This is a genomic window from Staphylococcus agnetis (assembly GCF_002901865.1).
GTDB lineage: Bacteria > Bacillota > Bacilli > Staphylococcales > Staphylococcaceae > Staphylococcus > Staphylococcus agnetis.
This window is the reverse complement of the sequence record NZ_PPQF01000052.1, coordinates 1-12423: the sequence shown is the minus strand read 5'-3', so window position 1 is coordinate 12423 and position 12423 is coordinate 1. Positions and strand designations below refer to the sequence as shown.

Annotated in this window: 10 protein-coding genes; 9 read left to right on the top strand and 1 reads right to left on the bottom strand. The window is 40.5% G+C overall.

All coding sequences use genetic code 11. The annotated features are described in order from the left end of the window. Nucleotides 1-2: 2 nt before the first annotated feature. From sbnA to sbnI, 9 genes are all read left to right on the top strand, one after another. Nucleotides 3-950 carry a 2,3-diaminopropionate biosynthesis protein SbnA gene (sbnA, locus tag CD172_RS08365; RefSeq protein WP_240598401.1) on the top strand — a complete coding sequence of 316 codons (948 nt, stop codon included), beginning with the start codon at nucleotides 3-5 and terminating at the stop codon, nucleotides 948-950. Nucleotides 951-1062: 112 nt separating this feature from the next. Further along, nucleotides 1063-2073 (top strand): N-[(2S)-2-amino-2-carboxyethyl]-L-glutamate dehydrogenase SbnB, encoded by a 1011-nt coding sequence (sbnB, locus tag CD172_RS08360; RefSeq protein ID WP_103346063.1) that lies wholly within the window; start codon nucleotides 1063-1065, stop codon nucleotides 2071-2073. A gap of 44 nt (nucleotides 2074-2117) precedes the next feature. After that, nucleotides 2118-3881, top strand: a complete 1764-nt coding sequence (gene sbnC / locus CD172_RS08355; RefSeq protein WP_103346062.1) for a staphyloferrin B biosynthesis protein SbnC — start codon at nucleotides 2118-2120, stop codon at nucleotides 3879-3881. After that, entirely contained in the window at nucleotides 3874-5142 is a 1269-nt protein-coding gene (locus CD172_RS08350) for an MFS transporter (protein ID WP_103346061.1), read from the top strand. Before sbnC ends, CD172_RS08350 begins: the two co-directional genes overlap by 8 nt. After that, nucleotides 5132-6817: an IucA/IucC family protein gene (locus CD172_RS08345; protein WP_103346066.1), complete on the top strand. Its 1686-nt coding sequence runs from the start codon at nucleotides 5132-5134 to the stop codon at nucleotides 6815-6817. Before CD172_RS08350 ends, CD172_RS08345 begins: the two co-directional genes overlap by 11 nt. Then, nucleotides 6804-8573, top strand: a complete 1770-nt coding sequence (gene sbnF, locus CD172_RS08340) for a staphyloferrin B biosynthesis protein SbnF (protein ID WP_103346060.1) — start codon at nucleotides 6804-6806, stop codon at nucleotides 8571-8573. The genes CD172_RS08345 and sbnF overlap by 14 nt, the downstream gene beginning before the upstream one ends. Continuing rightward, nucleotides 8554-9327 (top strand): HpcH/HpaI aldolase family protein, encoded by a 774-nt coding sequence (locus CD172_RS08335; protein ID WP_103346059.1) that lies wholly within the window; start codon nucleotides 8554-8556, stop codon nucleotides 9325-9327. Before sbnF ends, CD172_RS08335 begins: the two co-directional genes overlap by 20 nt. Nucleotides 9328-9398: 71 nt before the next feature. After that, nucleotides 9399-10610 carry a type III PLP-dependent enzyme gene (locus CD172_RS08330; RefSeq protein WP_103346065.1) on the top strand — a complete coding sequence of 404 codons (1212 nt, stop codon included), beginning with the start codon at nucleotides 9399-9401 and terminating at the stop codon, nucleotides 10608-10610. After that, nucleotides 10570-11334, top strand: coding sequence for a bifunctional transcriptional regulator/O-phospho-L-serine synthase SbnI (gene sbnI / locus CD172_RS08325; RefSeq protein ID WP_103346058.1), 765 nt, complete (start codon nucleotides 10570-10572; stop codon nucleotides 11332-11334). Before CD172_RS08330 ends, sbnI begins: the two co-directional genes overlap by 41 nt. A 109-nt stretch (nucleotides 11335-11443) precedes the next feature. Here the strand turns inward: sbnI and fabG are convergent, their stop codons facing one another. Further along, nucleotides 11444-12202 carry a 3-oxoacyl-ACP reductase FabG gene (fabG, locus tag CD172_RS08320; protein ID WP_103346057.1) on the bottom strand — a complete coding sequence of 253 codons (759 nt, stop codon included), beginning with the start codon at nucleotides 12200-12202 and terminating at the stop codon, nucleotides 11444-11446. Nucleotides 12203-12423: the final 221 nt, after the last annotated feature.

Genomic DNA, 12423 nt, shown 5'->3' with positions numbered 1-12423 from the left:
GTATTGGCCAAACACCTATGGTTCAGTTAACATCACTTTTTGAGAATCATAAGGTTTTTGCCAAATTAGAATATATGAATCCTGGTGGCAGTATGAAAGATCGCCCTGCCAAGTACATTATCGAACATGGTATCGCATGCGGTGACATTACTAAAGATACACATTTGATTGAGAGTACATCAGGGAATCTTGGCATAGCGCTTGCGATGGTAGCCAAAATTAAAGGATTAAAGCTAACGTGTGTTGTTGATCCTAAAATTTCTGAGACAAACTTAAAAATCATAAAAAGTTATGGTGCACATGTGGATATGGTCCATACACCAGATGAAAATGGTGGCTATTTAAAGACGCGGATTGCGCGTGTAAAAGAACTGCTCAATGAATCAGAACATACTTATTGGATCAATCAATATGCGAATGATTTAAACTGGCAAGCCCATTATCACGGCGCAGGTACTGAAATCGTTGAGGCGATTGAAGGTCCGATCGATTATTTTGTGGCACCTGTAAGTACCACAGGCAGTATTATGGGCATGAGTCGCAAAATAAAAGCACATCATCCTAACGCTAAAATTATTGCGGTAGATGCTAAAGGATCTGTAATTTTTGGAGATACGCCGAAAAATCGGGAACTGCCTGGCATTGGCGCAAGCCGTATTCCGGAGATTTTAAATAAAACTGAAATAGATGACGTCATACATATAGATGATTATCAATCTACGAAAGGTTGTCATGAATTGGTAGAAAAGGAAGGTATTTTTGCCGGAGGATCTACTGGTGCAATCGTCGCAGCCATACAACAATTAATCGAAAACGTAGATAAAGATCAAACCATCGTGACGATATTACCAGATCGAGGCGAGCGTTATTTAGATTTGGTGTATTCAGACACATGGGTACAGCGTTTAACGCGCGATACAGATGACGATACGGTGTTACATTCCGTTTAAAAGTTGAGGAAAGTGTTCCTGGAGTGTGAAGGGAGACTAACGTCTCAATCAATACCCATGAACACTTGAGTGTTAATAATGTACAACGATTAAAAAAGAGGAGTATACAAAGATGAAACATGAGATGTTGTATTTAAACCGAACAGATATTGAAAACGTTGGAGGTCATCATTCCAATATTTATGTAGAAGCCTTAACAGAAGCGTTAACAGCACATGCGCAACAAAAGTTTGTGCAACCATTAAAACCTTATTTGCGTGCAAATGGTAAAGACGGACATATAGCAGATAGAATCATTGCGATGCCGAGTTATATTGGGCTTAAGGACCCAATCTCTGGCATTAAATGGATAGGGAGTAAGCACGATAATCCTTCAAAACGTCATATGGAGCGCGCAAGTGGTGTCATTATTTTAAATGACCCAGAAACAAACTATCCAATCGCGGTAATGGAAGCAAGTCTTATTAGTAGTATGCGTACCGCAGCAGTTTCAGTGATTGCTGCACAACATCTAGCTAAAAAAGGCTTCACTGATTTAACAATCATCGGTTGTGGTTTGATAGGAGACCGTCAACTTCAAAGTATGCTAGAACAGTTCGATCATATCGAAAACGTCTATGTATACGACCAATTCGACGCAGCCAGTGCGACTTTTGTCGATACGTGGCAGGCACGACGACCAGATATTCATTTTATTCGAAGTACATCGGCAAAAGAAGCTATCGAGCATGGCGATGTTGTGATTACGTGTACGGTCACAGATCAACCGTATATCGAATATGACTGGTTGAAAAAAGGTGCGTTCGTAAGCAATATCTCGATTATGGACGTCAAAAAAGAAGTGTTCTTAAAAGCAGATAAAGTGCTTGTCGATGATTGGTCTCAAGCGAATCGTGAGAAAAAAACGATTAACCAACTGGTGTTAGAAGGCCGTTTTTCTGAAGAAGCGCTACATGCTGAATTAGGTCAATTGTTAACGGGAGAAAAACCAGGTCGTGAAAATGATGATGAAATCATTTTACTCAATCCGATGGGCATGGCAATAGAGGACATTTCAAGTGCCTATTACATTTACAAAAAAGCGCGAGCTGAGGGGATTGGAACGACACTATGCCTTTATTAAAAAATGAAGCAGTCGACATTGTAATGAAATAAAGGAGTGTAAATATGAGCCAATCTGTAGCAAACCATGATGAACAACTGGCGTCAAAAGTGATATTAAGTGATTTGATAGACGCACTGTTTTTTGAAGATGTTTTTGACCTGTACTCAAAAGGGCGCGTGATTCATCAAGATGAACAAACTTTATTTGTGTATCAACATGAAGACCAACGATTAGAAATTCCCGTATATTTAAGCAGTTTAAATGTGTACCGGTTCGCGCGTTCACAAGGAGAGGTCAAACTTGTTACATCGCATAAAACGATTACTTTAAATGCTGTATCACTCTGGGACACGCTTGTAATGATGCATCCAGATGAGGCTAAACAGCTGAATAGTGTGCGTTTTCGTGAAGGACTCGTACAGGCCTGTCAGCAATTGGCAGCGCAGTATCAAGGTTTAGACCTTGCAGAACATCCCTTTGTGCAATCAGAACAATTCGCTAGCCTCAAAGATCGGCCATTTCATCCATTAGCTAAAGAAAAACGTGGCTTAAATGCGTCCGACTATGCGCGTTTTCAAGCCGAATACAATGAGCCGATGTCATTGAGAGTGGTGGCGCTTCATCGCGACTGGGTGATGGCAAGTCAGCATGCCAATGAAACGACTTTACAATGCGCTTTAAACATAAAGACTGATGATGCATTTCATCAATGTATGGAAGCTAAAGGCCTGAACCCTGAAAATTATATGTTATTTCCTGTGCATCCTTGGCAGTTCAACCATGTGTTACCGCATTACTTTGAACAAGAGATAAAAGAAAAAGTGATTGTACCCCTTGATATGATGTGTGGTCGTTTTGTTTCATCCTCATCAATGCGCACATTGATTGATATTGAGCATCCTTTTGACCACATTAAAGTTCCTTTTGCGATGCAATCGTTAGGTGCTTTACGACTCACGCCGACACGTTATTTGCTTAATGGTGAAAAAGGAGAGGCGTTACTTGAACAGGTGAGGCAACAATCTGAATATCTAAAAACCCACCTTTTACTATGCGATGAAAAACAATGGTGGTCCTTCATCGCACCGTCAAAAAATGTTTTTGAAGATCGTACGGGGCATTTAACCGTGCAATTGCGCCAATATCCAGAAGTTGTCAAAGAGGCCGACACAGTCGTCATTTCTATGTCTGCGCTTGCGATGGCAGATACGCGCGTACTTGAACCTGTCTTTGATCATTGTGATTTTACGGCAGAGGAAGTAGAAGCTATTTATCAAGATATCGTTACATCATTCATTCATACGCTATTTGCCTGCATGCGTCACGGTATATTGCCTGAAGTGCACGGTCAAAATGTGCTCGTCGCATTTCAAAACGGTCGAGTACGCCAATTCATTCTTCGTGATCACGACACGGTTCGGATTTATCCGGCTTGGATGACTCTAAATGGTATGGATGTGCCAGAATATGCGATTCGCAAAGATACACCGAATACTCTAATTAACGAAGATTTGGAAACGTTCTTCACGTATTTTCAGACGCTTGGCATCTTAGTGAATGTGTATGCCATCATCGATACATTTGCGTCGCTTTATCAGCTTGACGAACAGCGGTTAATGGCTTTTCTACGTCAAACGATGAAACAGGCGGTCGATGAGACTAAGTGGCCTAATGGTGCAGCGGAAGTACGACAGCTGCTTTTTGATAAGGAGACATGGCCATTTAAACGCATTCTCTTACCTTTATTACATCAAAAAGATTCTGGGGGTGGCAGTATGCCATCAAGTATTGGAGAGATTGTGAATCCAATGATGTCGTATGACTAGTGCGCATCTATGGAAGCGTAACTTTCGCATTTTATGGAGCAGTCAATTTATCTCTATTGCGGGTTTAACGGTACTTGTGCCGTTATTACCTATCTATATCGCCTCATTAGAACAACTATCTGTAACAGAAATTCAACTGTGGAGCGGTGTTGCTATCGCTGCACCTGCTGTGACAACGATGATTGCGTCTCCATTATGGGGGAAACTTGGCGATAAAATCAGCCGAAAGTGGATGGTGTTACGTGCCTTAATCGGTTTAGGCATCTGTTTAATATTGATGTCGATGTGTACGACTGCATTTCAATTTGTCCTTGTACGCTTATTACAAGGTCTGTTCGGCGGTGTGGTAGACGCTTCGAATGCATTTGCGACAAGCGAAGCACCTGCGAATGAACGCGGAAAGGTGCTTGGACATCTACAAAGTTCCGTAAGTGCAGGATCGTTAGTGGGACCTTTAGTCGGTGGTGTGTTAGCCACTGTCATCGGCTTTCAAACGTTGTTGCTTTCAATTGGTATTGCCACATTTATCATTTGCGGTGTAGGCATGGTGACTTTAGTTGAAACGCATCATCGTAAACAATGCGCGACACCAACGATTCAATGCGGTGTGAGAACATCATTTAAATGTTTGTTATGTACACATGTGACTTGCAGATTTATTATTGTGGGTATTTTAGCCAATCTTGCCATGTATGGCATGATGACCGCACTTGCACCACTCGTTTCAGGCGCCAATACAACTCTACTTGATGATAAGGCGGCTATTGGCTTGATTCAATCTGTCTTTTGGACAGCCTCAATATTAAGTGCACCGTTATGGGGCATGCTTAACGACAAGCAATATGTGAAATATGTTTATATTGCTACAACGTTAATTTGTGGTTTGAGTGTCGTGTTACAAGGCGTGGCCACTAATTTCTGGATGTTGTTAATATTTCGAATGATGCAAGGTTTTACATACAGTGCATTGATTCAAAGTGTGATGTTCGTCGTCGCAAATGCATGTCACAAAGATTTAAAAGGGACGTTTATTGGATCGACGAATAGCATGCTGGTACTGGGTCAAGTGGTTGGAAGTATGATCGGTGCACTCATTACAAGTCACTATAACCCTATGATGACATTTATTGTAATGGGTATGATTTTTATCGCAAGTAGTTTTGTCCTGAAATCCTCACAGTTGAAATGTATAAAAGAAGATCAATCATTAATGAATCAATTATGGGAGTTGAAAGTACAACGTGCAAAACATTCAAAATAAAGCTATAGCTGAACAAGCAGCACTAGAACGCATGCTTAATGTGTATTTTAGAGAAAATCAATTGTATCACAATGCCCCAGAACATCAGCAATGGCACATTCGCTTAAATGATAACGAAACACTGATAGGTACATTTCTTTATTGGTCAATGATGGGGCATCATGTGTATCAAAAGCAGGTTTTCATAAAAGAAGGTGATGTGATATCACCTGTGACATGTCAACATGCCATTGAACGCCTCTTATCCATTTTTAAAGATGAAAGTAATCACGCGCGTGTGCAAGAAATTTACGCTGATATACTAAACAGTATGTCACGCACGGCGCACTACTTAAATGATAAAGATGACACACGTACAGTGGATCATTATATACAATCAGAACAATCCTTGTATTTAGGGCATCCGTTTCATCCGACTCCAAAAAGTTCAAAAGGTTTTACATCAGAGGATTTAAAACGCTATGCACCAGAATGTCATACACATTTTCAACTTCATTATTTAAGTGTAGACGCCTCGCTTATATTGGCACGTGATGTAGAGGGACTCACAGATACGGTCACGGAAACGCTATATGAACTGGCATTCATGGACAAAGCGGATTTACCTCAAGGACATACGTTATTGCCACTTCATCCGTATCAAATGCGTCACCTTCAAGAGGATCCGGTATTTAAAGCACAGCTTGATTGTGGACGCATCAAAGATCTAGGTCAAAGAGGGCGGTCGGTCTACCCGACGTCTTCCGTTCGGACGGTATTTGAAAAAGCGCTCAATGTTTATTTAAAACTACCGATACACGTTAAAATCACTAACTTTATACGTACGAATAATTTTGAACAAATCGAACGAACGCTAGATGCCGCAACAGTCATTGCACACGTTAAAAATATGTTCGAGACCCCAACGTTTAAATTAATGTTTGAACAAGGCTATCGTGCGTTACACCTCGAGACGTCTTCAAGTGACAAAGATTGGATTACAGAAACGGCGTTAATTGTCCGTGAAGGTATCAATGATTATGACGAAAACAAAGACATTCACGTCCTTGCCAGTCTTTTTGAAACGATGCCAAATGCTACACATTCCATGTTGTACGATCGCGTTCAACAAAGTGGTTTATCTGTCGAAACTTGGTTACAGCGCTATTTAGATGTGGTGATTCAACCGATGCTCACACTTTTTGCGACGACCGGTATTAGTTTAGAAGGACATGTTCAAAATACGTTAATCCAGTTTCAAGAAGGTATCCCTAAAGTGTGCTATGTACGTGATCTAGAAGGGGTATGTTTATCTGAAACACTCGCACGTGAAGCGCATCTCGTGCCCCAAATTGTAGATTCGAATAGTCCAGTTGTCGAAACGCATGAGACTGCATGGCATCGTTTTAAATATTATGTGATTGTGAACCATCTCGGTCATTTGGTGTCGACACTTGGAAAGGCAACTGGAGATGAAGCGCAATTATGGCGTGTGGCACGTGAACAATGCCAATCTTGGACGACAGATAAAAAGATACAACGTTATGTAGAAGATGTATTAGCTTCTGAAACGTTTTCTGCTAAAGCGAACTTTATGAGTAAAATCAAAAATTGCAGTGAAAATCCAATTTATATTAATATCCCGAACCCAATTCGTCATGTAGAGGAGGTCTCATCATTTGATGCATTCAATTGAACAACGTGTAAAAACACGTATCATGGCACAACTCATCACTTCGTTAATTTATGAAAAGATTGTCGTGTATACCATGACGCATCTTAAAGATAATATGCATCATGTTGAAATAAAAGGTGAACATGCATCTTATCATTTTGATGTACGTGTGACAGAGAGTTTTGATCGTTTACAACTCACGTCTCAAATTATGAAAGTGGGTGCAGATGGTACCGAAAGTCCGACATTAAATTATGCGCAATTATTGAGAGATGTCCAATATACATTCACAAAAGATACACAGAAAATTGAGCAATTTATCGGTGAACTCATACAAACAGAATTAAAAGATTGCCAAGCACTTACGTATAAATTGAACCATCATAAAGCCGTACCTAAAACGTTTAATGCGCTCGAATCCTATGCGATGGAAGGGCACACGTATCATCCTAGTTATAAGTCACGCCTTGGATTTACCCTTGAAGAAAATTTAAAATATGGGCCTGATTTTCAACCAACGATCCATTTAACATGGATTGCCGTACCTAAACATCACATCCAACAAACGATTTCTCAATCTATTGTGCCTGAGCAACTCTTGCAACATCAACTTGGTCAAGAAACGGTTGATCAATTTACTGACACTTTACGTCAACACGTTGAAAACGTCTCAGATTATGTATGGATACCCGTACATCCGTGGCAGTTTGACCATATGATCGCCAATCATTTTGCTGAAGCGTGGTTAAATGGTGACATTATATTTCTTGGGAAATCTCGAGAAGCCTATGTGCCACAACAATCGATACGCACGTTATCACCTGTCGAAACCGATAAATATTATATTAAAGTCCCGCTTAATATTACCAATACGTCAACGAAGCGGGTACTTGCACCGCATACAATTGAAAATGCGGCCAATATTACAGATTGGTTGAAACATATTCAAGCACATGATCCCTATTTGCGAGACCAATTACGTACAGTGTTTCTAGGAGAGGTACTGGGGATGTCGTATGATCAACAGTATTTGCCAGAAGACAAGAGAACGGCAACTTACGGTGCATTAGGCGTGATATGGCGTGAAAATATATATCATTATTTAGAAGCAGGTGAAGAGGCGATACCATTTCATGCGCTTTATAGTAAAGACACAGTAGAACGTCCGGTCATAGATGGTTGGATACAACGATACGGTGCTGACAATTGGATGCGACAATTTATCAACGTTGCGGTGCGTCCATTAATACATATGTTGTATACGCATGGTATTGCTTTAGAATCTCATGCGCAAAATATGATGCTTATACATGAAAAGGGCTGGCCAACACGTGTAGCCATTAAAGATTTTCATGATGGTGTGCGTTTTAAACGTGCGTTATTAAGCGACATTGCCAAAAACCCTCAACTTCAAGATACACCAGAAGCGCATCAACGCATTAATCGTAACTCGTTTATTGAAACCGATGATGTACAACTCGTTAGAGATTTTGTACTGGATGCCTTTTTCTTTATCAATATCGCGCAGCAGATTTTATTTATGGATGAGGCATACAACCTATCTGAATCAGATCAGTGGCACATGGTGTATGACTGCATACAAGATTATTTACGCGCACATCCCAACCTGCCGCTTCAACAGCATTTCGATTTATTTGAACGAACGATTCAAGTTGAAAAATTAACGACACGTCGACTTCGCGAAGATAATGAACTGCGCATTCATCACGTGACGAACCCGTTAGGAGTGATTCACCATGATGGCGCTATCACTTAAAGAGAAATTGCAACGAGGCGAAACAGTATACGGCTTATTTAATTCGATTCCGCATCCGCTAGTTATTGAAATGATAGCAGCGAGTGGTTATGATTTCGTCATTATTGATACTGAGCATACGGCCATTAATGATGAAACCCTTGAACATATGATTCGCGCGGCTGAAACAGCTGGCATTACACCGATTGTCCGTGTAACGCAATCCATAGAACGGGATATTATTAAAGTGTTGGATATGGGGGCACGTGGCATTATCGTTCCACATGTGGAGAGTAAAGCACGCGCTGAAGAAATTGTTAAGCTAAGTCGCTATTACCCAGAAGGCATGCGCAGTTTAAATGGCGGTCGTATGCCACGCTTCGGAGAAATGCCGCTCACAGACTATATGGCTGAAGCCAATAATAGTATTGTGGTGATTGCGATGATTGAAAGTCAACAAGGACTCAACGCACTAGATGATATTGCCAGTGTCAACGGTATAGACATGATCATCGAAGGCGCCGCAGACTTATCTCAATCTTTTGGTAAACCTTGGCAAACGACAGATGAAGTTGTGCAAAAAGCGACAGCCTATATGTATAAAATTACGACACATCACCATAAAGCATTTATCGCTCTACCCCGTGAACACGCACAATTTAAGGCATGGAAAGACAAAGGTGTGAAAGCCTTTGTATTAGGTGATGACCGTGGCAAATTTTACCGTCACTTAAAACAAGACCTTTTATCTTTTAAAGGAGGTGAACCTTTGTGAACGCGAAACACGTAGAAAATCAAAACCGAACATTACTTAAAAAGGACTACATATACCAAATTTTAAGAGATATGAAGGCATCGGGATCTTCCATTTGTCATTACATTTACGACCTTGATGCGCTACAACACCATATTTCACAAATTACAGCGTCGTTGCCTAAAAATTGTGACATGTATTATGCGATGAAAGCGAACAGTGAGACACGCATTTTACAAGCCATTGAACCCTACGTAGCAGGATTTGAAGTTGCTTCTCAAGGAGAAATTGACAAAGGGTGTGCCGTATTAAAGCCTAATCGCATTATTTTCGGTGGTCCTGGTAAAACAGATGAAGAACTTGATATGGCCATTACCCGGGAAATTAAGCGACTTCATATTGAGAGTGTACAAGAATTGGAGCGTTTAAATGCGCGTTTAGAGAAACATGATAGGACCATGCCTGTTTTATTACGTGTCAATTTATCGGGTCCATTTCCAAATGCGACCTTACATATGGCGGGGTGTCCAACACAATTTGGAATTTCTGAAGAAGAAGTGGATACAGTCATTCAACGTGCACTAGAATTACCACGTATCACGTTAGAAGGCTTTCATTTTCATTCAATATCTAACAATTTAGACGCGTCACTCCATGTTCAAATGATGCGTTTATACTTTACAAAGGCAAAACAATGGGCGGAAAAACACCACTTTCCATTGCAACACCTGAATGTCGGTGGAGGCATAGGGGTGAACTATCAAGATTTAGACGCACAATTTGATTGGGACGCTTTTAATCAGGGGCTACACGAAGTCATTGAGCAAGAAGCAATGTCAGGCATAACACTCAACTTTGAATGTGGACGTTATTTAACTGCGCATATGGGCTATTATGCGACAGAAGTCATTGATATAAAACAAGTGCATGGAACACATTATGCCATTTTAAAAGGGGGCACGCAGCACTTTAGACTGCCGGTCTCTTGGCAACATAACCATCCATTAGAAATATGTGAGGTGGACGCCTTTTTGTATACTTTCCAACGACCCACGCTAACACAGAGTCAAGTGACGTTTGTCGGTCAGTTATGTACCCCAAAAGATGTGTTTTCAAAAGAGCGCATGACGCCTCAAGTGAGCATGGGAGATGTCGTTGTCTTTCAATATGCTGGGGCATATGGTTGGTCGATTTCACATCATGATTTTTTAAGCCATCCGCACCCTGAATTCGTCTACTTGCAAGATACAAAGGAGGAAGAAGATGAAGCAAATGTATCAAAATTTAAAACTCATTCCCATTGACCAAATTGTTTTACATGAAACATTTGAACCTTGTCGACTTGAAAAGACCAAAGCTAGTATTGAAGCAGATCAGTTTATTCGTCATCCCATTTTAGCGATACAAATTCGAAGCGGTAAATATATGGTCATCGATGGTGTGCATCGATATACGAGTTTGAAAGCCTTAGGATGTCAGTTAGTCCCCGTGCAAATAATTAGTGAAACGCAATATTCAATTGAAACATGGCATCATAAAGTGCCATTTGGAAATTGGTGGTCTCATTTACAGCATGATGATGCGTTACCATGGACGACTGAAATCCGCTCTGAACGTCCATTTATTACGATGTGTAAAGGCTCCTATGAACAGTATTTATATCGCAAAGATCTTGGGAATGAAAAGTTCAAGACATGGGATAAAGTAGTTGAAAGTTATACCGATGCATGTGCAGTGGAACGCGTCGCACATTGTGAAGGGGTTTGCGCAGACGACGCTTATGTGATGATGAAGTATCAGCCCTTAGACATTGAGGAAATAGAAACCGTTGTGGAGCGTGGAGAAACAGTTCCTGCGGGTGTGACCCGCTTTAATATTTCGGGAAGATGTTTAAATCTTCAAGTCCCGCTAAAGATTTTAAAAAGTCATGATAAAGGAAGCGTCCATTTAGCGTGGTATCGCTTTTTGAAAAACAAAATGATGAACACACGTTGTTACACCGAAAAAGTGTACCTTGTGGAACAATAATATAAATAAAGAGAGACGAATCGTCTACACATTAATGGTGCTGAACGCGCATGTAGTGTAGACGATTCGTGTTTTAAATAACGCTATTTAGGATGTAAAAATATGACTATTAATCTTTAATGGCATCGGGTTCCTCTGGCAAGATTTGCCCACCATCAATAACGAGACTTTGACCAGTAATAAATTTCGCTTCAGGTGCAGCAAAAAATGCTACGGCATGCCCAATATCTTCAGGTTCTCCTAATTCATGGGTTGGAATGATATTACGTGTTCCTTCTAAATAGGCTTCACCTTGTGCTTTGAGACCTTCCGTAAGTACGTTACCTGGTTGTACCGCATTGATCGTAATACCGTATTTGGCATATTCTAACGCGGCACTGCGCATATAGCCAAGTTGTCCGGCTTTCGTCGCACCGTAATGTGCCCATCCAGGATAACCTGTGATTGGACCCGTCACAGAAGAAGTAAGAATCACGCGACCATAATTCTGCTGTTTCATTTGTTTGAGCACCGCTTGTGTCACAAGAAATGTACCTTTTAAGTTAATATTTTGGATGTTATCCCAATCCGCTTCTGTTAACTCTTCAATTTCAATTTGTGGATATACACCAGTATTTGAAGCTAAAATATCTATTTTTCCATGTTCTGCTACAATTGCCTCAACCACAGCGTCAATATTCTTCTTATTCGTGACATCTAACTTATAAAATTGTCCTTGAATGGCTTGTGCAGTTTGTTGTCCGTTGACTTCATCAATGTCGCCAATGATCACCGTTGCACCGGCTTTCGCTAAAGCTTCGGCAATCCCTTTACCAATCCCATTTGCGCCTCCAGTAACGAGTGCAATGTGTTCAGATAAACATATCATCCTCAGTCACGTCCTTTTCCATATTTTGCTTGTTTCCTACACTTTAATTATGTAATAAAAAGTGTAAAAATGGTATGAAAATTGCGTGAAACTTTAGTGGAAGTGAACGTATCAAAATGGTATAAAAAAGCTCATTTAGAGGTGTGAAAATTTGATATTTTCTCTAATTCATTAGATTTATTGGAGCAGTGATCTATATGTTAATTAGTCAAAACATAAAT

Bases quoted from the DNA above. Each gene is read 5' to 3' on its own strand.
- sbnB (WP_103346063.1), top strand. From the start codon at position 1,063: ATGAAACATGAGATGTTGTATTTAAACCGAACAGATATTGAAAACGTT.
- sbnC (WP_103346062.1), top strand. From the start codon at position 2,118: ATGAGCCAATCTGTAGCAAACCATGATGAACAACTGGCGTCAAAAGTG.
- CD172_RS08350 (WP_103346061.1), top strand. From the start codon at position 3,874: ATGACTAGTGCGCATCTATGGAAGCGTAACTTTCGCATTTTATGGAGC.
- sbnF (WP_103346060.1), top strand. From the start codon at position 6,804: ATGCATTCAATTGAACAACGTGTAAAAACACGTATCATGGCACAACTC.
- CD172_RS08335 (WP_103346059.1), top strand. From the start codon at position 8,554: ATGATGGCGCTATCACTTAAAGAGAAATTGCAACGAGGCGAAACAGTA.
- CD172_RS08330 (WP_103346065.1), top strand. From the start codon at position 9,399: ATGAAGGCATCGGGATCTTCCATTTGTCATTACATTTACGACCTTGAT.
- sbnI (WP_103346058.1), top strand. From the start codon at position 10,570: ATGAAGCAAATGTATCAAAATTTAAAACTCATTCCCATTGACCAAATT.
- fabG (WP_103346057.1), bottom strand. From the start codon at position 12,202: ATGATATGTTTATCTGAACACATTGCACTCGTTACTGGAGGCGCAAAT.